The sequence below is a fragment of the Winogradskyella sp. KYW1333 genome (assembly GCF_003335675.1).
In the GTDB taxonomy this organism is placed as follows: domain Bacteria; phylum Bacteroidota; class Bacteroidia; order Flavobacteriales; family Flavobacteriaceae; genus Winogradskyella.
In genome coordinates this window covers 73,023-94,333 of the sequence record NZ_QPHL01000016.1, presented here as the reverse complement: position 1 = coordinate 94,333, position 21,311 = coordinate 73,023, and the positions used below count along the sequence as shown (strand labels likewise).

Sequence of the window (21,311 nt, the reverse complement as noted above, 5' to 3'; positions counted from 1 at the left end):
AGTTTATTCTATAATCGCCTCGTAGATAAGACGTTGAATTTCCGTTCTAATATTTTCTCTCAAGAGTAAATTATTTCCAGCTTCAGGATAGGTTCTATTGGCTAAAAATACATACACTATTTCTTCCTCAGGATCGGCCCATGCATAAGTGCCTGTAAAACCTGAGTGTCCAAAGCTTGTCATAGAAATACATCCGCAAGTTGGACCTTCATCTCCTAGCTGTGGTTTATCAAAACCTACACCTCTTCGATTATCAGAATCGCAATAATAACAGGTATTGAACTTATCAATAGTTTCACTCTTAAAATAGCGTTTCCCACCGTAAAAACCTCTCTGCAAATACAATTGCATGATTTTTGCAACATCATTGGCATTACTAAAAACACCTGCATGTCCTCCGACACCATCTTGCATCGCGGCACCCATATCATGCACGTAACCATGTATTTTACTATATCTATAATACTTATCTACCTCTGTAGGTACAATATCCTTTAAACTAAATTTTTTTCTTGGGTGATAGGTTGCATAATTTGCTCCTAAGGATTTGTAAAAACGATCTTCAGTAATTTCATTCAACGGTTTGTCGTAAAATCCTTCTAAATATTCTTTCAAAATATAATAAGGTAAATCACTATATCTATACCTTAACCTAGTAAGTAAATCACTCTCTTTAATAATTTCTTGAATAGAATCTTTATAATCATTTCGTAAGTAAAGTGTATTCGTAACTTCAATATTAAAGCCTTTTGTCCGTTTTTTTCTATAGTATTTTGGATTAGGTTTGTTAGTTAATGAATCTAATGTAGAATAATAGAATGGAATCCAAGGTTTAAGCTGGGCATAGTGGGATAGCATTTTTTTTAAGGTAATGTCCTCTTTATTTGTACCTCGATAATCCAATATCAAATCTCCCAATTTTGAGTCTAGGGAAACAGCTCCTTTCTCTTCAAGCTCCATTAAAACGGGTAAGGTACCAAGTATTTTAGTTAAAGAAGCAACATCATAAATATCATCAAAATCTACCTTATTCTTTTTAGCATAGGTATGATAACCGAAACTCTTGTTGTAAATCACCTTACCACGTCTTGCAACCAACAATTGAATACCAGGTGTCATTTTATTCTTTACAGCATAATTAGAGACAGAATCTAATTTTTCTAATAGATATGAGTCCATACCTACACGCTCAGGAAGACCATAACTCAAATTTAAAATTGCATTATATGATTCACCAGTACCTAATGGAAAAAATTGTCCAGTACTAACAGGCAACCTACCCTTAGCAGGTATTGCTCCAAAAATTACTTGAGCAGACTTTTGTTGAGCAATTTTACTATTCTGGTAACTCATGATAATTCCTTCAATATTATCAATTGATAATATATCATTCAATGCGTAGGGTCTTGCAAATACGTCTAATATAACTGTATTGTTTCTAGAAATTTCATATAACCAAGCCATCTCCTTTTGTGTGAATTTGTAACCTCTCCAAGGATTAGCATTAGATTTGTGGAAACCAATAATTACGGTATTATAATTTTGAAGTTTAGAAATTAACTCATCTAGCTGATCTGCCTTAATGTGATGTACTTTGGTGTATTTTTTTAATTCACTATAAAAAGTAGAGCCGTTATCATCACCCAACTTTACGTAAGCTATTTTTCTAGTTTCTAAATCTCGCAACGGTAGGATTACTTTATCGTTTTTCACAACCGTAATGGCATTCTCCATTAGCTCTTCATACAAAATGTCATCTTTAAGTCTATTAAGGTCATTCTTCAAATTTACAAGACTCACTGGGCTGTAATTGTTTAATCCAACCTTATACTTGGCCATTAATATTTTCTTTACAGAATGTTCTAAGCGTTGCTCAGAAATAATACCTTCCTTATAGGCCTCAACAAATCTTTCTATTCCATAAACAGGATTTTCAGACATAAGCATAACATCATTACCAGCTAAAAAAGCCATAAGATCTATCTCTCCACCGGTTCTGACAGAATTCTTGTTAATTCCATCTATATTCTTTTCAACATAATCTGCAGCACCCTTCATAGTTAGAGCATCAGTGAATATTAATCCTTTAAAGCCGAGTTCTTCTTTTAAAATATCGGTAACTATGTATTTGGATAGTGAAGAAGGAAAACCACGACGCTTTTCTAGACTAGGAACGTTTAAATGAGCTACCATGACACTAGAAAGGCCTTTCTTAATCAAACTGCGATATGGATGAAGCTCAACAGAATCTATACGTTTTTCACTAAATGACACAGTTGGCAATGTTTTATGACTATCATCTTCTGTGTCACCATGTCCAGGGAAATGTTTAGCATTTGCAAGAACACCAGCACTCTGCATCCCTTTCATAAACGCTAATCCCTTTACCGTTACATTATCTCTATCCTCACCGAATGAACGATTTCCAATAATTGGATTTTTAGGGTTAGTATTGATATCTACAACTGGTGCAAAATTAAAATGTACACCAAGGCGTTTACAATGTTCGCCTATATGTTTACCTGTACGTTCAATTAAATCATTGTCTGAAATTGCACCCAAAGTCATATTCCACGGAAATGCGTAAGTAGAATCTAAGCGCATACTCAGTCCCCATTCTGCATCCATACCAATGAGCATTGGAACTTTAGATACAGCTTGTAATTTATTATTTAGCTTGGCTTGACGCATTGGACTACCCTTAGAATAAATAATTCCACCAATACCATATTCATTTACTAACCTGAAATATTTATTATTAACATCCGCATTGTCAGCTGACATTATCTGAACCATGAATAATTGTGCAATTCGCTCTTTGGTTGACAAGGTTGCATAAATACTATCAACCCATTGTTTTTGAAGCAAAGAATCTTGAGACTGAAGTGGACTCTTTATGTCATTTTGAGCAAATAAAGGAAGAAGGTTTAATAAAAAAATGATAAGGGCAAATCTTCGCATGTAATAAAATTTCAAATTTAGATTAATCAATAACGAATACTATGCCAAAATAGTACAATAAGCAGTACAAATGAAGACTTTAAGATAGATTTATAAACTGCTTAGTTAACAGTTTTAGTCTAATAGATCAATGTGCCTATCGTGATAACCTAAAAGATATAAAACACCGTCTAAACCTATACTTGAAATAGAACTTTGGGCATTATCCTTAACTTTTGGTTTTGCATGAAAAGCGATACCCAAACCTGCTAAATCTAACATCTTAAGATCATTAGCACCATCACCAACTGCTATAGTCTGACTAATATCAATACCCATTTCATCTGCAAGTAATTTTAAATATTCTGCTTTCTTTTCTCCATTTACAATATCGCCAATATAATTACCAGTAAGTTTGCCATCTTTAATTTCTAATTCATTGGCATAAACATAATCAATGTCTAACTTTTCCTTTAGATAATTTCCAAAATATGTAAAACCTCCAGAAAGAATAGCAGTTTTAAAACCATAACTATGGAGTGTATCAATTAACCTTCGTGCACCTTTGGTAATAGGAAGTCCTTCTGCCACCTGTTGCAAAACCTCTTCGCTAAGACCTTTCAATAGTTTCATTCGTCTTTGAAAACTCTCATTAAAGTCTATTTCACCTTGCATTGCCGACTCTGTAATAGCCTTAACTTGTTCTCCAACACCAGCTAATTCAGCTAACTCATCAATAACTTCAGTTTGGATTAGTGTAGAGTCCATATCAAAGCAAACCAATCTTCTATTACGCCTAAAGATATTATCCTCTTGGAAAGCTATATCAACATCTAAATCATGAGCTATCTCCATAAACTTCTCAGTAAAATCACTCTTATTTTCAATTTTACCCCTTACAGATAATTGGATTGAGGCTCTTGGATACTCCTCTTCTTTAATTAAAGAAATTCGCCCTGTTAGGCGCTTAATAGCATCAATATTTAGATTTTTGTCAGATATGACTTTAGTAACCTCCGATATTTGTTCAGCAGCAAGTTTTTCTCCAAGAATAGTAATTATGTAGCGATCCTTACCTTGAAGATTTACCCATTTCTCATAATCCTCTTGGGTAATTGGTGTAAACTTTGCTTGTATTCCTAACTCATAGGCTTTAAACAGCAAGTCTTTGAGTACAGATGCAGATTTTTTGCCTGAACTAATCTCAAAAAGAATCCCCAATGAAAGTGTATCGTGAATATTAGCCTGACCAATGTCTAAAACTTTTGCACCATATTCCGCCAGTACACTTGTGAGGCTAGATGTTAATCCTGGTTTATCTTGTCCTGAAATATTAATTAAGAAAATATCTGTAGCCACTATTTTATTGCGATTAAAGAATTGTAAAATTCAATATTAAAAATGAATAATAAAACATATGTTAAAGTTTTATTTTAAAAAACGACTATGCCAGCTTTCACTAGCTGGTACTTCCCAATTATCTTTAAACTCGGCAATGTTATTAACCAAATTGTTAAACACAATGGTACCTTTACTTATCGCTCTGTCTTTCGCCATTTTTTTAAAGTCCAACAATGGTTTATAAGCAATAAACTCACCTTGTTTATAAGATACATTCATTTTATCCATTAAATCTACGTTATATTTTTGCTCTAAATCCTGAATAAAGTGTACAGAAGCATCAATAGAGCAACCTGTTGCGTTATTCAAGTTTTGATTTAAGGCAATAACTATAAATCTCTTATAAACAATTTTATAGCCAGATTCAAGGTCCTTACCGTGAGCTGTCCAGTTTTCAATAAAAACATCCAATTCACTTTTAAGTTCCTTAATTTCAACATCAGAAAAACTTCGGTTTGCTTGATAAATCCAAACTCTAGATTCGTCTGGTAAAACATCGAAATCTACTAGCATTATTTTAATTCTTTAAAGGATTAAAGTATATCTTAAAGTTCTTCACTTTTAGTAATCACTTATATTTTAAGCTATGTGTTAGCAATTAATTCTGCAATATCCATTACAGATATTTTATCTTCCTTTTCATTGAATTTTACACCATCTGTCATCATGGTATTACAATAAGGACAACCTGTTGCAATAATATCTGGTTTAGTTTCTAAGGCATCCTGAGTTCTAAGGATATTAATGTCCATATTACCTTTTTCTGGCTCCTTAAACATTTGAGCACCTCCTGCTCCGCAACATAATGCAGTTGCTTTATGACGCTTCATCTCTATTAAATTCGCATTAGTTTTTCTTAAAACGTCTCGTGGTGCATCATACTCGTTATTGGCACGCCCTAAATAGCAAGGATCGTGGAAAGTGATACGCTTGCCCTTATAAGTATTACCCTCAAGGTTTAGCCGACCTTCTGATATTAATTCTTTTATATACTGTGTATGGTGTACAACATCAAAATTTCCACCAAGTCCAGGATACTCATTCTTAATGCAATTAAAGGAATGTGGATCACACGTTACAATGCGTTTAATACCATATCCATTTAATACTTCGATGTTCATCATAGCCTGCATCTGAAACAAAAACTCATTTCCTGCGCGTTTAGCTACATCACCAGTGTTACTCTCTTCACTACCCAATACAGCAAAATCTACATTTGCTCTATTTAGAATTCTAACAAAAGCCTTCGTTATTTTTTTTGCCCTATCATCATAACTTCCGGCAGATCCTACCCAGTACAATATCTCAGGTTCTTTACCCGCTGCCATAAATTCTGCCATCGTAGGCACTTCTAATTGATCACTCATTGTTTCTAATTTCATTTTTTCTAAAATCAGCTCGCAACAGTCCAATACCACCACCGATTAATCCACCACCAATCAAATGATTATAACTATTATCGCTATCAGATAGTATCATTACTGAAATACCTGAAATAATCAAAAGTACACCAATACCAATGACTATCTGTTTCCTACTCATCTTTCCAATTTAAACGGTCCATTTGGTTGTATGGCCAAGGAGCACCATTATTTTCGATGTTAGTCATCATATTATTTAATTCCATTGGTGCATCACTTTGCTCCATGACCAAATACCTCCTCATTTCCAAAATAATGGATAATGGATTTATACTTACGGGACACTCCTCAACACATGCATTACATGTTGTGCATGCCCATAACTCCTCATTACTAATATAATCTCCTAAAAGTTGTTTACCATCATCCTTAAACTCGCCACTATTGGCATCAATATTTTTACCAACCTCCTCTAAACGATCTCTAGTATCCATCATTATTTTACGAGGCGATAATTTTTTGCCGGTTAGATTGGCGGGGCAAGCAGATGTACAACGTCCGCACTCTGTACAGGTATAAGCATTCAACAGCTGTATTTGGTTTAAATCCATTACATCACTAGCACCAAATTTAGCAGGCATCTCATCTCCTTCACCTTCGGCTGGTGCCGCAAATGGATCAGCATTAGGATCCATCATAAGCTTTACTTCATTTGTAACAGCTTCTAAATTGTTGAATTTGCCTTTAACCTCAACGCTACCAAAATATGTGTTCGGAAAGGCCAACAATATATGTAGATGCTTGGAAAAATAGAGGTAATTTAGAAAAACTAATATACCAACTATATGAAGCCACCATGCACTACGTTCAATTAGATGTAAGGAAAATTCAGACATTCCTTCAAACCAAGGCGCTATAAATTGTGAAATAATATTTCCAGAACCTAATTCTTGAAATGAGGTATCCGTGGCATTCATTAGCAGGAACAGACACATCAATACAACTTCGAAATAAAGAATAATATTACCATCATTTTTAGGCCAACCTTTCATCTCAGAGCTTAAGAATCGTTTTAGCTTTACAACATTTCTTCTAAGCCAAAAAACAACTACAGCAAGCAATACCAAAACGGCCAAAACCTCAAAAGCACCAATTAAAAATCCATAAATAGATTCTGGTAATAGCTTTAAACCAATGCGGTGTGTGCCTAACAAGCCATCAATAATAATTTCAAATACTTCTATATTGATTATTACAAATCCTATATACACGATAACATGCATGATACCTGCTATAGGCCGTTTTACCATTTTACTTTGCCCAAGCGCTATCATTATCACATTTTTCCAGCGCTGAGATTTATTATCACTGGCATCTACGTTTCTGCCAAGTTTAATATTGCGGATAAGTTTCTTTACGTTTCTGGTAAAATAACCAACGCCCAAAACTAAAATAATTGCAAAAAGGATATTAGGTATGTATTCCATATTGAAATTTAGGTCTAGTTCTTTTGATCTTCTGTTGGTGATTGGTATGGTATCTCCTTTTTTGATAAGATACGTCTGTATCTTGCAGGATGAAGTTTAATATCTAATAATAGCAACTCCATTTCTTTTGAAGCGGCTTCTAAATTATTATATAAAGAATCGTCATTTAATAACTTACCAATTGTGCCCTCATTATTGTCAATGGTTTGAAGCATATTCTGTACACTAACCAAAGTCTTGTTTAAATTTTCAATAGTTTGTGACAATCCCGCCTCTTTAATCTCATTTGAAAGTTCACTTAAATCTTTACTCGTCTTGTCAAAATTATCTAGCACAGAAGAAATCTTTTCATCATTGGTCGCTATAACACCTTGTATTGAATTTGACAGATCCTTAAATGACTTTAGAGTTTCATTTAATTCTGCAATTGTATTTTTTAGGCTTCCCGCACTTTCGTCGATTACCATAGCGTTAATACTAGTCATTAAGGTATCTGCCGACCGAATTGCGCTATCTAAATCAGTACTAATACCAGAAAAATTGTTTTTTAAAGTTGTAATTAACCCAGGCTGAACATCTGAAGGTATAAAATCACCAGATTTTGCCAAGTCATTATCATTAGCCCTAATAATAGCGAGGGCATTACCACCCATCAAACCTGTTTCATAAAGCCTAATAGTACTATTTTTAGAAAACTTAAGTTTAGGACTTACCGAAAATTCAACTCTTGTCTTTCCAGTTTTAAACTCATAACTGATATCTTCTATTTTACCAACTTTATTACCACGAATGGTGACTGGTGACGACATACTTAGAGCGTTATAATCAAACTCTGTATAATAGGTGTTTGTTGTCGTGAAAAGGTCTTCACCTTTTAAATATGAAAATAGATATATAAAAAGTGCTATTCCAGAAAGTACGAGAATAGCGGTTTTAATTTCTCTTGAGATCTTCAATTGGTTTTAATTTGAATGTAAACAAAATTAGGAATATTTTTATTAATAATGTTTCTAATTTGTTGATGATTTCAACACATCAGAAACATCAATCCTTTCCCCATTTTTATAAGCAACCACAAAGCTAGATGTATAGCCTTTAGTTTTAGCTTCTTGCAATAATTGTTTTACTTTACTGTAATCTGAAGTATCACCATAATAATATTTATAAAGATTACCAACCTTATCCTTAGTAATATCTGATAGTCCATTAAAATTGTAGGATTTAGGAGCAAGGTTTTTAGAGCTTGCCGCAATTTGCACCTTAAACGTTACACCACTGTAAACTTGAGGTAAATCCTCATATTCATTTGAAATATCCTCATTCAATCCTGCAATATTTGTGCTTATATTCTGGTCTAATTCTTTCTTGTATGCTATTATAGCATTTTTGATAGCCTTTGCCATTGAAGACTGCCCTTTTTTAGTATTTAAATAAGCGCCTTCACGTTTATTTGTTAAAAACCCAACTTCTACCAAAACACTTGGCATATATGTATTTCTTATTACAAGTAAACTTGCCTGCTTTAGACCTCTACTTTTACGTTTAGCCTTACCAATGAAATTATCCTCAATTTTTCGAGCCAGAACAATACTCTGCTCAACATAAACTTCCTGCTCAATACCGATTGCAATTGTAGATTCTGGTGAACTAGGATCAAATCCCGCATAATTTTCTTCATAATTTTCTTCAAGAAAAATCACCTCGTTCTCACGTTTTGCAACTTCGAAATTTCTACCTGTATTCTTTTCTCCAAGAACAAAAGTTTCAGTACCGTAAGCTTGTGAACTATGAGCATTACAGTGTATAGAGACAAAAAGATCAGCATCTGCCCTATTAGCAATGTTAGCCCTTTCGTGCAATTCAATGAACACATCCTTTTTCCTTGTATAAATTACTTTGATATCTTCATTTGACTCAAGTGCTTTACCAACTTCTAATGCAATTTTTAGTGCAATATGCTTTTCTTTATGGCCATTACCCAAATTACCAGGATCGTCACCACCATGGCCTGCATCAATAACCACCACAAACATATCATCTTGAGCATATACCGAATTAAGCGATGTTAAATAAGTGATAAATGTAAAAGCAAGAAATACTATTATATAGGGACGTTTCGTTTGCATATTTAATCTAACGATTTAAAAACTCAGTTATTACCCATTATTATTGGCTAACAAACATTTTTAAACTTTGTGATTTTAATAATTAATCACAAAAAAATATCTGTACTTTTGGCGTTTCAAAAACCGAGCCATACTTTTACAAAAATACATTTAAAAGGATTGCGTACAAACAGCCTACACATACTTTTTAGTCTGAGTTTTACAGTGTTTATCAACACTTTGAGCTTTGCGCAAGAATTACCTAAAAAGAGTAAAGAAATTCCTGCCCGGGAATTAGACGACCGTATGCCAATTAGAGCAGATTCAATTATTAACAGACCAGTAAAAACCATAGAAATTGATACTACTGAGCAAGATTCTATAAAACAAGATGAATTTCTTAAGGATGTAGTAACCTATAAAGCAAGTGATTACGTAGCTGTAAACCAAAAAAAGCAAAAAATCTATTTGTTTAATGAAGCTTTGGTTCAATATGAGGACATGGAGATTAAGGCTGGTGTAATTGAAATTGATTACAGTAAGAACTTGGTCTATGCTGGCCGTTTAAAGGATTCTACTGGTTACTCACAAAAACCTGTTTTTACCCAAGGTGCTAATGTCATTGAACCAGATTCAATTATTTTTAACACGGATACTAGAAGAGCTTTAATCTTTAATTCTGTTACCGAACAAAGTGGTGGTACTGTGATAGCAGAGCGGACAAAACGCGAAAATGATTCAGTCTATTTTATTGGAAGAGGCAAGTTTACTACGTCAGAAGATCTAGATGACCCAGAGTATTACATTTTGATGAATAGGGCCAAAATTGTTCCCAACAAGAAAATTGTTACGGGATTAAGCCAAATGTACATATATGATGTGCCGACACCTATAGCCATACCTTTTGCGTACTTTCCTATGTCTAAAAAACAAACCTCAGGTATAATATTCCCATCCTTTGGTGAAGATACTGGTAATGACAGAGGGTATTTTTTACAAAATGGAGGTTATTATTTTGCTATTAGCGACTACTTAGATCTTGCTATATTAGGAGATTATTACACAAACGGAAGTTATGGGTTCAGAGTAGACAACAATTACGCCGTTAGGTATAAGTTTAGAGGAAACATTAGTTTTAGATACGAGAATTTATTGAATAGTGAGCGTGGCTTCCCAGACTTTGCCCAAAGCACTATTTATAATTTTAGGTGGTCGCACAATCAAGATGCAAAAGCTAATCCAAATTCTCGCTTTTCAGCTTCTGTGAATTTGGGTAGTTCTCAGTATTACCAGCGATCCATAAATCAGCTAAATCAATCTAATTTTTTAAATAATACACTTGCATCTTCAGTTTCTTATTCTAAAACTTTTAAAGGGGAACCACAAGTAAACTTAAATGTAACAGCCACGCATTCTCAAAATACAAATACAGAGTCAATTAATTTAACTTTACCAACGGTACAGGCTTCTATGAGTAGAGTTTTTCCTTTTGCCCCTAAATCTGGCGCCAAAAAGGGTATTATTCAAAATATAAACTTCCAGGTAAATACTAGAGGTGAATATCGTATCAATACTACTGATTCCTTGTTTGGTAAAAGTGAAATGTTTGATGATGCTATTGCAGGAATGAAACATACCATACCTCTTACAACCAATTTTAAAGTTTTTAATCATTTCAGCGTGAGTGCGAGTACAAATCTTGAGGAAACCTGGACCTTAAAAACCATTAGACGCTTTTATGATGCAAGCCTCGATGAAGTCGTTACAACAGATATAAATGGTTTTGACAGGTTTTTAACTTATAATTTCAGCACTAGTTTAGGGACAACCCTTTATGGAATGTATAATTTTGATAAAGAAGGGAAAGACCCTAAGATTCGAGCTATAAGGCATGTTGTTCGTCCCTCGCTTTCTTACAGTATAACACCTGCATTCAATCAATATTATGAAACCTATGAGGTGATTGATGCAGATGGTACTACAACTGAGGAATATACTAAATTTGAGAATTCACTTTTTGGAAGACCAAGTAATAATTACTCCAGTAGTTTAGGTATATCTATAGGAAACAATTTTGAAGCTAAAATACGGGATAAGGATTCCACTAAAACAGAAGCTAAAAAGGTCTTTTTACTTAATAACCTAAATTTTGGAACATCTTATGATTTGGCTGCTGACTCTTTAAACTGGAGCCCTGTTAGAGTTACTGGTGGTACGCAGATTCTAAATAAAAAGATGAATATAAACTTTGGTATGACATTAGATCCGTATGCATTAGATAGTAACAATAATAAAATCAACACTTATAATATTGATAATGGTGGCAGTCTATTCAGACTAACTTCTGCTAATATGAATATTAGTTACTCCCTATCAAATGAAAGTTTTGGAGGTGGAGATGATGATGAAGATAGTGCTTCATCAAGAGAGGCTGCAAGATCTGGTGGTAGAACTGATGGTCTATTTGGAAAAACACAAGACTTCGCCGACAAAAGACTTTCTGATAGAGACAGAGATAATAAAGACGAAGAAGAAAACAATGATTTCTACAATTATAAAATGCCTTGGTCCTTAAGATTGTCATATGCCCTCAATTACACCAATACCAGAAGGCAAAATCAGATTTCCTCAAATTCATTAATGTTTTCTGGTGATGTAGAATTATCGCCAAGATGGTCAATAGGTGCTTCATCGGGTTACGATTTTCTCAATAAGGGTTTTACATTTACTCAATTACGTTTTGAACGAGATTTATTGAGTTGGCGTATGAATTTTACTTGGGTGCCTTTTAGTGATCGTTCGTCTTGGAACTTTTTTATAGGAATAAAATCTAACTTATTAAAAGACCTGAAATACGATCAAAGACGTCAACCAGATCAACGTTTAGGAAACTAACCTAATTGATTTAAAGGTATTTTTCTAAATTTAATTCACCAACATGCATACCCTAATTTATTTAAGATGAAAAAAATAATTAATACTTCAAAAGCTCCCGCTCCAATAGGACCGTACAATCAGGCTATTTTAACTGGAAATACACTTTACACCTCTGGACAGATTGCTCTAGATCCAGAAACTATGGAATTAGTAACAGATTCGATAGAGGCAGAAACCACTCAGGTTATGGAAAATATGAAAGCTGTTTTAGTTGAAGCAGGTCTGACCTTTGAGAACGTTGTGAAAACTTCAATTTTTATTAGTGATATGAATAATTTCTCTAGAGTCAATGCTATCTATGGAAAATATTTTGATGAAGCAACTGCGCCAGCAAGAGAAACCGTAGAGGTTGCAAATTTACCCAAGTTCGTTAACGTTGAAATTAGTATGATCGCCATTCAATAAAGGCATATTAGGTTTTAACTAATTCGAATCTTCAATTAATACATAAAAAATTAAATGACTATGGTCATTGTTTGCATTTTAATTTAGAATTCAATTAAAGATTGCACTATTAAAATAAAATCCAATACCAAAAATGAAAAAATAACTATTAGCGGGCATTTAGACTTTTACTTATGTGAATTCACAAAAAAATAAAATTTAAATGCTATGATACTAGGTTTACTATTGATCTTCTCTTTTCTGATGGCTGTTATAGTATTAACCCAAAATCATCTAGGTATGAAGCCAATAATAACACTTTGTGGTTACCTATAAAACTAAATAAAAAATCTAAAACCATTTATAAATCTAACGGGGCTGTACGAAGATCATTTATATATTTTCCAAGTATCATAAAAACCATTTTTAATATTATAGACATAAGTTTATACAATTATATTGTGAATGATAAGATCCTAATATTTGAAATGTATTAAACTGTATAAGAAGCATTACTTTTGTAAAAAATACCCTATTATTGAAACTTAACAAAACAGAACTTAAGGAGTTTTTAGATACTAAAGTTAGCCTCTATAATAATCCCAAATTTATAGATAGTGATCCTATCAAGATTCCTCACAAATTTTCCAAAAAAGAGGATATTGAAATTATTGGTTTTTTAACCGCTACCATTGCATGGGGAAATCGTAAAAGCATAATCACAAATGCCAATAAAATGGCGAAATTAATGGACTTCTCCCCTTTTGACTTTGTGATAAACCACCGAGCATCAGATCTAGAAAATCTTAACGGATTTGTACATCGTACTTTTAACGCAGAAGATTTTAAACAGTTTATAAAAAGCCTCCGGCATATTTACCAAACTCATGGTGGATTAGAATCAATTTTCAATAAGTATTGTACTGAAGAATCATTACAAGTAAGTATTCATAAATTTAAAAATGTATTCTTTGAAATAAAACATTTAAAGCGCTCAGAAAAACATGTTAGTGATCCTTTAAGAAATTCTGCTGCAAAACGAATAAACATGTATTTACGTTGGATGGTTAGAAATGACAACAATGGTGTAGACTTTGGTATATGGAAATCCTTAAAACCATCGCAGCTTAGTTGTCCATTAGACGTACATTCAGGAAACGTAGCTCGCAAACTTGGTCTTTTAAAAAGGAAGCAGAATGATGCTAAGGCTTTGTTAGAACTTGATACCGCCCTTAGAAAATTAGATCCAACAGATCCGGTTAAATACGACTTTGCACTTTTTGGACTTGGAGTGTTTGAAGGGTTTTAATTTACAGGTTCCCTTTTTATTATCTTTAAACTTCAAAAACCTCTCAAATGAAACTTTATAAATTATTATTCATTTTTTTATTCTCAAGCTGTCTTGTTTATGCACAAGATCTAAAAATTCCGCTTGACACAACAATTATTAGTAGTGGCTCAGTGTCAATAAAAGGAAAGCAAGTAAACTACAAAGCTGAAACTGGATTTCAACCCGTTTGGGATAAAGATGGCAAGACCATTGCCTCACTTTATTACACTTATTATAAGCGTACTAATGATAACAAGGGAAACAAACGGCCTATTATTTATTCTTTTAATGGAGGTCCTGGTTCTGCCTCAGTTTGGATGCATTTGGCTTATACCGGACCGAAAATCTTAAAAATTGATGAAGAAGGTTATCCAATCCAACCATATGGTGTTAAGGATAACCCCAATTCTATTTTAGATGTTGCTGATATAGTTTATATAAATCCTGTCAATACTGGTTACTCTAGAAAAATTGCCGATAACGAAGGTAAAATGCCTGAAGATCAATTATTCTTTGGAGTAAATGCAGATATAAAATATTTGGCAAGTTGGATGAACACATTTACAACGCGTCACAACCGTTGGGAATCTCCCAAATACATAATTGGAGAAAGCTATGGCGGCACCAGAGTAATGGGATTGTCACTTGAATTACAAAATAGTCAATGGATGTATTTAAATGGCGTTATTCTTGTATCTCCTGCGGATTATAAAGTTTTGCGTGTTGGAGGTCCACTGTCCTCGAGTTTAAACTTACCTTATTATACGGCAGCCGCTTGGCATCATAATGCTTTGCCTAGTGTTTTACAATCTAAAGATTTATTAGATATATTGCCTGAAGCTGAAGAATTTGCAATAAATGAATTAATTCCTGCGTTGGCAAAAGGCGGATTCATTAGTACCGCCGATAAACAAAAAATTGCCAATAAAATGAGCTACTATACTGGCTTATCCGAGAAAGTAATACTACAACAAAATTTAGATGTTCCAAACCATTTTTTCTGGAAAGAACTCTTAAGGGACAAAACAGGACAAACCATAGGCAGATTAGATTCTAGATATTTAGGCGTGGATAAGGTAGAGACAGGAATAAGACCAGACTATAGTGCAGAATTAACATCATGGCTACATAGTTTTACACCAGCAATCAACCATTATGTCAGGAATAATTTAGGCTTTAATACAGATGTAAAATACAATGTCTTTGGTGATGTTGGAGAATGGGATAGAACCAATGACAATACTAGAGACAACCTAAGGCAAGCTATGGCACAAAACCCTTATCTAAAAGTACTGACCCAATCCGGATATTATGATGGAGCGACAACATATTTCTCGGCAAAATACTCACAATGGCAAATTGACCCAAGTGGTAAGATGAAAGACCGCATTTATTTTGAGGGCTATCGTAGTGGACATATGATGTACCTTCGAAATGTAGATCTCATAAAAGCCAATGAGGATTTAAGAGAATTTATTATTAATTCATCCTCTAATGGCAAAGCGGCCAAATATTAATTAATACAACTAAAATTTAAAGTATATTAAATAGTGACTATTACATCGCATTTAATTCAACAATGATTTAGGAAACTGAAATAAGATTATTCAAATAATTTCCGGTTAAGTAAATTATTTTTTAACGGTAAAGTAAAAAGTTGTACCAATACCTAAAGTAGACTCAAACCAAATTTTACCACCAGCATTTTCTATTATTTTTTTAATGATCCATAGGCCAACACCACTAGAATCTGTTCGCTTATTCATTTTTTTAAATATTGTAAATACCATATGATGATGACTATCGTCAATACCAATGCCATTATCTTTGATTTTAAATAAAATGTGATCAGATTTATCCTCGAATGATATATCAACATAAGAACTTTTCTTCTTATCTCTATATTTAAAACTATTATCAATTAAATTTTGAAATATTTGTTTTATTTGAACCTCATTGTATTCAATATCTGGAAAAGTCTTTGGGAGTCTTACTTCAAATTCATTTTTAAAATGCAAGAAATTATTGTTGATTAAACTATTAATGGTTTCAGATAAATTAATTAGAATATTTTTATTGCCTTCCGCGCTTCTTATTTCGGCAAACTGTAAAGTGCTAGAAATGAGTTTATCCATATCTACAATAGTATCTTCTATGGTTTTTATATGGTTAATACTTTCTTCATTTAAACTATCTACATTATCCTCGTAAATCCAATTAATAAAAGTAGAAATTGTACGCAGTGGAGTCTTTAAATCGTGAGATACCAAATGAGCATAATGCGATAGCTCTTCGTTACTATCTGTTAAATTCTCAATTAATTTTTCATTTTTTTCGATAAGGTTTTTAAGCTCTGTTATATCCAAATTAACCCATACCGAACCATAAGAATTACCATTAATATCTTGAATTGCACTACCACTTGTAAGCCATTTGCGAATTGTACCGTCTTTTGTTTTAATATCTAACTCAAAAAGAACAGAATAATCATCTTTATTTTTATCTCTAGAATGTTTGAATACATCATTTAATGCACTTTCATCTGCAAGTAATAAATCCTTCGCCTTTACACCAAAAAGTTCTTTATTTGAATAACCCGACATATCCATAAGAGATTTATTTACAGACAGAATGTTATCATCATTGTCAACCTCCAATAAACCTAAATTCATATTATCGATTATACGCTTGTATTTTGATTTTTCAAATTCTATACTTTTTTCATAATTAACACTTAGGGTAACATCTCTATATCGCCATACAAAACAATCTAGCTTTCCATTAAATAAAACAGGCATAAAATCTCGCGACACAAACCTACCGTCTTTTAATTCCAATACCTCTTGCAATATAGGTTGTTGATTTTTAATGAGTTCTTCAATTCTAGTAACAAATTGTTCCTCATTTACAAAAAAAGACTTTAAATTTTCTCTTGCAGTAGAACAAGACATTCCTATGAATACCTTTTTTTGTTCTAATGGTATATTAAATAATTTTAAAAATGCATTTCCAAGGTCTAATATTGACCCGTCAGAAGATTCCACAACTTCAGCGTTATGGTCGCTATTGAAAATTAATTCTAATCTATTTTTTGTTATTATTAACTCTCGATTTTGAATGTCTTTTTCTATTTCTATTATCGATGCTTTAACTCTTAAGGCTATCGAATTACTTATATTTGTTAAGAAGTCTAATTGCTCTTGTTTATAATAGTTTTCTTCAGGGTGTTCAGAGTCTATAACACCAATGACTTTGTTATCTAAGATTATTGGTACGGTTATTTCTGATAATCTTGTGGCATCGTCTTTAATATATACTTTTGATTGTCTAGTATTTTTAGTTATTATACCTTTCTTAGATCGTGCTACATAGCCTACTATACCTTGATCTACGGGGATTTTTAATTTATTTATTATTTGTGTTGTATTATACTTAATCTTGTTGCCAGTTGCGGCTATTTGAATTAATTTATCATCGATAAGTGTGTAAAACACACAATCGTCGGTTTTAAGATATCTTGCTATATGGTTAACTAATGACCAGGAATTTTCAATAAGGTCATTTTCAACTAAAAACTCCTTTAATATCAGAGCCTCGAACTTTTGATTTTCATAACGTTGTTGAAGCTGTAGGTCTAATTGATGTTCAGTAGTAATATCCCTTACTATAGCTTGAATGGCATGGGCTTTACCAGTAAAGTTATGTAATAATCTGGACTTGATCATTACTACTTTTTTTTCGTTTTTCCTATTAGTAAAACTCCATTTTAAGCTTATTTCGCTATTCTTTTTGAAATTTACATTTTTGAACAAAGATGTAATTTCTTTATAATTTTTACTTTTAAATTCTTTTATAGATTGTGGAAAAACTTCGTCTGAATTTAAACCAATTAATTTTCTAGCCTCCTTGTTGGACTGTATAATATTACCCTTGAAGTCTACTACAAATAGGGCATCAACTAAATTCTCAATTAAAATTTGTTGGAACTCAGATTGGGATTTAAATTTTTTGTTTAGGGATAAATTTTCAGTATAAAGTTCAAAAATACGCTGTTCAACAAATAATTCTGCATCCTCCTTTGCCTTACGTTCTCTTTTTAAAGCTCTTTTTAGTATTTCAATTTCACCTTGGGACATAATCTCGGAGTTAATTACTTAAGATAAACTTTTTTATGATGCAACGAATAATCGATAAATTACTTTAATTCTCATAAAATGCAAAGTGTTTATATCTATGAATCTATAAAGTACAATTAATCCTCTAGAGTTACAGTAAATTTTACCGCATTACTATTTTTTGGATTAAAACTTTCATCAATTGCTACGATACCTTTTACTTTGAAATGTTTTAGAGTTTGTTTCATTAATCCTATAGCAAAATAAGTAAGTCCTCTTTTAGATTGATAAATAATTATAAGTTGCTTATCGGTTTTTTCAACTAAAGTAAATGTAGGTAACTCTGCATCTTCATATAGTTTTTTTACCTCAATATGTATGTGGTTTTCAATACCTGCAATGAGCTCTATGGGATCCTTATAGTCTTCAATAATATAACTATGCTTACCTATTAAATAAGGGAATACAAATTTACCAAATTCCTCTAGGGCAACTTCTGGTTTCAATCCAGATTTTGAACATACATAGGTTAGCATACTTTGCAATTCACCAAACTCATAACTATTAAAGGCAGTATAAATACCTTCTGACTTTAAATTTGAGTTAGCGATCATCTGGTCGACCATTTCTAAGCCAAATGATTGCTCTACAAAGTCAAGGAAATTAGTAAAAACAAATCCTTTCATATTCTGTTATTAAATGAATTAATCCAATACTTCCCAATGGTAATTAGGGTTTCTTTGTACTTATTAAAGTCTACATTTTTCACAAAATAACCGCTAACACCCAAATTTTTACACTTAAAATAGTCCTCTAAATTAGAACTTGTCGTGTGTATAACAACCGGTATTGTGGAAAAATTATCATCCCTTCTTATCTCGGATAAAAATTCTATACCATTCATAATTGGCATATTCAAATCTAAAAGTATAAAGTAAGGAAAGTCAACTTTGTTACACTTCTGTAAATAGTTTAGTGCCTCCTGACCATTTTCAGTAATTGTGATATCTATAAGAGGATATTCTTTTTTTAAAATTCTTGTATTAGCGAGGTTAGTAACCTTGTTATCTTCAACAGATAATAGCTTCATAAATAAAAAAATAATTGGGTTAAGGGCTTTTAATCATTCTAAGGAGTGATGAAATTTACAAAAAAAACATAATTATTCACAAAAAATAAGAAAATATTATGATCCTTTGTGCATTAAGTCTAACTATATGGTATATGGTATAGGGTAGAGAGATACATAATGATAAAAAAATTCTATTATATCTTGAACAAAAAAAGAAATAAAAATGATATAATATTATTTCTTTAGCCAGGCATTACGTAAAGCAACTTTCTCATCTGATGCGTTAGGATCTTCAATTAATGATTCGCTTTCTGCTGTAGCCTTTGTAAGAACCGTTTTAATCGAAACTGTTTCACCATTGCGATTTAATTCAACATCAATCTCCTGCCCTTCTTGCCATCCATACATTTCTGTAATAATTTCTTGAGCATTCATTAAGGTCAATTCTTTAGCATCAACTTTTTTTATGACATCACCAACCTGCACACCTTGAGACGCCCAGAACGAATTTTTAAGTGCCATTTCAGAGAAAAATATTTCGCCTTTTTGAGGATCAGCATCAAAAATTATATTTTGGCCACCAGCAAAAATATAATTTGTTGGAACTTCGGAATTGCCATATATTAAACCAACCATATCAAAAAATTCATCATAATTAATAGGAACATCACCTTCAACATATGTTTTAAAAAACTCTCCTATGCTTGGGTAGGTCATAGTAGTCATTTCTTCAATAATTTTATCATCTTCAAATGGTTTATTCTTACCATATTTATTTGATAATTCTTTCATAAGCGATAACATGCTACGCTCTCCATTACTTTCCTTACGCATTAAAATATCAATACACATACCTATAAGTGCGCCTTTCATGTAGACATTATAATAATTGGTTGCATACGGTTCGTCTAATACATTTTCACTCATTATTGTAAAGCTCATAGCATCATCAAGATTCATAGATGTTGCAATTTTTTGCATTACCGTATTATAAAATTGATTATTGTCTATAAGACCTTCATATACTTGAAAATGCTGAGCAAAATATTCTGTAACACCTTCGTACATCCATAAATGCTTAGAAAATGTTGGTTTGTTATAATCGAAATAATGAACATCTTCTGAGTGCACTGACAAAGGCGTTACAATATGGAAAAACTCATGCGCTACAACATCGACCATTTGAAACTTAAGACCTTCTAAAGTGCTATCTTCAGGAAATACTACCACAGTAGAAGTATGATGTTCTAAAGCACCAAACCCTTTTGGAGAGGTTTCATCACCACGTGATAGATACACATATATATCATATCTAGGTGTACTGTTTATATCACCCAAATAAGCTTTTTGGGCTTCCATCATCTTGTAAACGGTTTCCTTTAAACTAGAGGCAGTATGCTTTTTAGTTGGAGAATATAGACTCAAAACAATTTTGATATCTCCAACCATAAATTCTTCTACATCGAGTTTACCATACATCATTGGATTATCAGTGATATCAAAATAACGTGGTGCATGATAACTACTTGTTATTGATTTGCCATCAGCCGAAGTGACGTTACCTTTACTTTCTAAAGCAGAGGTTCTTATAAAATCTGCAGGTGCAGTAACATCTAGAGTGTATTGGTTATTCTTTAAAGAATCAAAGTAACCAACAAATCCATGCAGGTTTAATACATAGTTTTCAGGCTCAATATTAGTACCTGCTGGAGAAAAAGGCTGTTCTCCTTGTATACCTCCACTTGTTTCGATATCGTAGGTGTCATTTACAAAATATTCTATTCTGTCTAATTGAGTAGCATTGTTAATAGACCAAGAGTTTGTATCAATTTTGTTGACTGATAAGGTATTGCCGTCGTAATCAAACGCTCTAAAATCGTCTACATACTTGCTAAAATCACTCACTGAGTATGTTCCCTGAACTACTCTAGGTAATCTATACGTTACCGTTTCTGTAGTGAATCTTCCTGGGTTAATTACAACAGGTACTTTATCCTCTTTTACTGCAGACAAATTAAGTGCAGTTTCGATGGGATTGTTTGTTGCCAAATCATCAATTTTAGGTTTTGCAGATCCACAAGCGACCAAAATCAAACTAAGACCAAAGAGGGCTATATATTTCTTCATTTTAACTATATTTAGTTTTAACATATCGCACAAATCTACAACCTGTTACTCC

General features: G+C 32.7%; 16 protein-coding genes. 4 read left to right on the top strand and 12 right to left on the bottom strand.

Annotation, left to right across the window (positions count from 1 at the left end):
• Nucleotides 1-3 precede the first annotated feature (3 nt).
• The 8 genes from DUZ96_RS08050 to DUZ96_RS08015 all read right to left on the bottom strand — a co-directional run bounded on the left by DUZ96_RS08050 (nt 4) and on the right by DUZ96_RS08015 (nt 9,315).
• Nucleotides 4-2,961, bottom strand: coding sequence for a glycoside hydrolase family 3 N-terminal domain-containing protein (locus tag DUZ96_RS08050; RefSeq protein WP_114301429.1), 2,958 nt, complete (start codon nt 2,959-2,961; stop codon nt 4-6).
• 114 nt (nt 2,962-3,075) lie between these two features.
• Entirely contained in the window at nt 3,076-4,299 is a 1,224-nt protein-coding gene (gene serB / locus DUZ96_RS08045; RefSeq protein WP_114301428.1) for a phosphoserine phosphatase SerB, read from the bottom strand.
• 69 nt (nt 4,300-4,368) lie between these two features.
• On the bottom strand, nt 4,369-4,854 hold the full coding sequence (locus DUZ96_RS08040; RefSeq protein ID WP_114301427.1) for an ABC transporter ATPase: 486 nt from the start codon (nt 4,852-4,854) through the stop codon (nt 4,369-4,371).
• 71 nt (nt 4,855-4,925) lie between these two features.
• Nucleotides 4,926-5,708, bottom strand: coding sequence for a (Fe-S)-binding protein (locus DUZ96_RS08035; protein ID WP_114301753.1), 783 nt, complete (start codon nt 5,706-5,708; stop codon nt 4,926-4,928).
• A complete protein-coding gene (locus DUZ96_RS08030) occupies nt 5,701-5,883 on the bottom strand; it encodes a hypothetical protein (RefSeq protein ID WP_114301426.1) in 183 nt (60 codons plus the stop codon). The genes DUZ96_RS08035 and DUZ96_RS08030 overlap by 8 nt, the downstream gene beginning before the upstream one ends.
• Nucleotides 5,876-7,189, bottom strand: coding sequence for a (Fe-S)-binding protein (locus tag DUZ96_RS08025; RefSeq protein WP_114301425.1), 1,314 nt, complete (start codon nt 7,187-7,189; stop codon nt 5,876-5,878). The genes DUZ96_RS08030 and DUZ96_RS08025 overlap by 8 nt, the downstream gene beginning before the upstream one ends.
• Before the next feature lie 14 nt (nt 7,190-7,203).
• A complete protein-coding gene (locus tag DUZ96_RS08020; RefSeq protein ID WP_114301424.1) occupies nt 7,204-8,145 on the bottom strand; it encodes an MlaD family protein in 942 nt (313 codons plus the stop codon).
• Nucleotides 8,146-8,199: 54 nt separating this feature from the next.
• Complete coding sequence (locus DUZ96_RS08015) at nt 8,200-9,315, bottom strand: N-acetylmuramoyl-L-alanine amidase (RefSeq protein ID WP_114301423.1); 1,116 nt, start codon at nt 9,313-9,315, stop codon at nt 8,200-8,202.
• A 108-nt stretch (nt 9,316-9,423) separates the two neighbouring features.
• On the opposite strand from DUZ96_RS08015, the gene DUZ96_RS08010 reads away from it, so the two are divergent.
• The 4 genes from DUZ96_RS08010 (at nt 9,424) to DUZ96_RS07995 (ending at nt 15,462) form a co-directional block, all read left to right on the top strand.
• Nucleotides 9,424-12,189, top strand: coding sequence for a putative LPS assembly protein LptD (locus tag DUZ96_RS08010; protein WP_114301752.1), 2,766 nt, complete (start codon nt 9,424-9,426; stop codon nt 12,187-12,189).
• 66 nt (nt 12,190-12,255) lie between these two features.
• On the top strand, nt 12,256-12,636 hold the full coding sequence (locus DUZ96_RS08005; RefSeq protein ID WP_114301422.1) for a RidA family protein: 381 nt from the start codon (nt 12,256-12,258) through the stop codon (nt 12,634-12,636).
• A gap of 517 nt (nt 12,637-13,153) precedes the next feature.
• Nucleotides 13,154-13,924 (top strand): TIGR02757 family protein, encoded by a 771-nt coding sequence (locus DUZ96_RS08000; RefSeq protein WP_114301421.1) that lies wholly within the window; start codon nt 13,154-13,156, stop codon nt 13,922-13,924.
• Nucleotides 13,925-13,971: 47 nt separating this feature from the next.
• Nucleotides 13,972-15,462: a S10 family peptidase gene (locus DUZ96_RS07995; protein ID WP_114301420.1), complete on the top strand. Its 1,491-nt coding sequence runs from the start codon at nt 13,972-13,974 to the stop codon at nt 15,460-15,462.
• A 114-nt stretch (nt 15,463-15,576) separates the two neighbouring features.
• Here the strand turns inward: DUZ96_RS07995 and DUZ96_RS07990 are convergent, their stop codons facing one another.
• From DUZ96_RS07990 to DUZ96_RS07975, 4 genes are all read right to left on the bottom strand, one after another.
• Complete coding sequence (locus tag DUZ96_RS07990) at nt 15,577-18,081, bottom strand: PAS domain S-box protein (RefSeq protein WP_114301419.1); 2,505 nt, start codon at nt 18,079-18,081, stop codon at nt 15,577-15,579.
• Nucleotides 18,082-18,197: 116 nt separating this feature from the next.
• Nucleotides 18,198-18,746, bottom strand: a complete 549-nt coding sequence (locus DUZ96_RS07985; RefSeq protein ID WP_114301418.1) for a heme NO-binding domain-containing protein — start codon at nt 18,744-18,746, stop codon at nt 18,198-18,200.
• Nucleotides 18,743-19,150, bottom strand: a complete 408-nt coding sequence (locus DUZ96_RS07980; RefSeq protein WP_114301417.1) for a response regulator — start codon at nt 19,148-19,150, stop codon at nt 18,743-18,745. The genes DUZ96_RS07985 and DUZ96_RS07980 overlap by 4 nt, the downstream gene beginning before the upstream one ends.
• A 216-nt stretch (nt 19,151-19,366) precedes the next feature.
• Nucleotides 19,367-21,259, bottom strand: a complete 1,893-nt coding sequence (locus tag DUZ96_RS07975; protein WP_114301416.1) for a peptidase M61 — start codon at nt 21,257-21,259, stop codon at nt 19,367-19,369.
• Nucleotides 21,260-21,311: the final 52 nt, after the last annotated feature.

Bases quoted from the DNA above. Each gene is read 5' to 3' on its own strand.
- DUZ96_RS08050 (WP_114301429.1), bottom strand. From the start codon at position 2,961: ATGCGAAGATTTGCCCTTATCATTTTTTTATTAAACCTTCTTCCTTTA.
- DUZ96_RS08040 (WP_114301427.1), bottom strand. From the start codon at position 4,854: ATGCTAGTAGATTTCGATGTTTTACCAGACGAATCTAGAGTTTGGATT.
- DUZ96_RS08035 (WP_114301753.1), bottom strand. From the start codon at position 5,708: ATGAGTGATCAATTAGAAGTGCCTACGATGGCAGAATTTATGGCAGCG.
- DUZ96_RS08030 (WP_114301426.1), bottom strand. From the start codon at position 5,883: ATGAGTAGGAAACAGATAGTCATTGGTATTGGTGTACTTTTGATTATT.
- DUZ96_RS08025 (WP_114301425.1), bottom strand. From the start codon at position 7,189: ATGGAATACATACCTAATATCCTTTTTGCAATTATTTTAGTTTTGGGC.
- DUZ96_RS08015 (WP_114301423.1), bottom strand. From the start codon at position 9,315: ATGCAAACGAAACGTCCCTATATAATAGTATTTCTTGCTTTTACATTT.
- DUZ96_RS08005 (WP_114301422.1), top strand. From the start codon at position 12,256: ATGAAAAAAATAATTAATACTTCAAAAGCTCCCGCTCCAATAGGACCG.
- DUZ96_RS07995 (WP_114301420.1), top strand. From the start codon at position 13,972: ATGAAACTTTATAAATTATTATTCATTTTTTTATTCTCAAGCTGTCTT.
- DUZ96_RS07990 (WP_114301419.1), bottom strand. From the start codon at position 18,081: ATGTCCCAAGGTGAAATTGAAATACTAAAAAGAGCTTTAAAAAGAGAA.
- DUZ96_RS07985 (WP_114301418.1), bottom strand. From the start codon at position 18,746: ATGAAAGGATTTGTTTTTACTAATTTCCTTGACTTTGTAGAGCAATCA.
- DUZ96_RS07980 (WP_114301417.1), bottom strand. From the start codon at position 19,150: ATGAAGCTATTATCTGTTGAAGATAACAAGGTTACTAACCTCGCTAAT.
- DUZ96_RS07975 (WP_114301416.1), bottom strand. From the start codon at position 21,259: ATGAAGAAATATATAGCCCTCTTTGGTCTTAGTTTGATTTTGGTCGCT.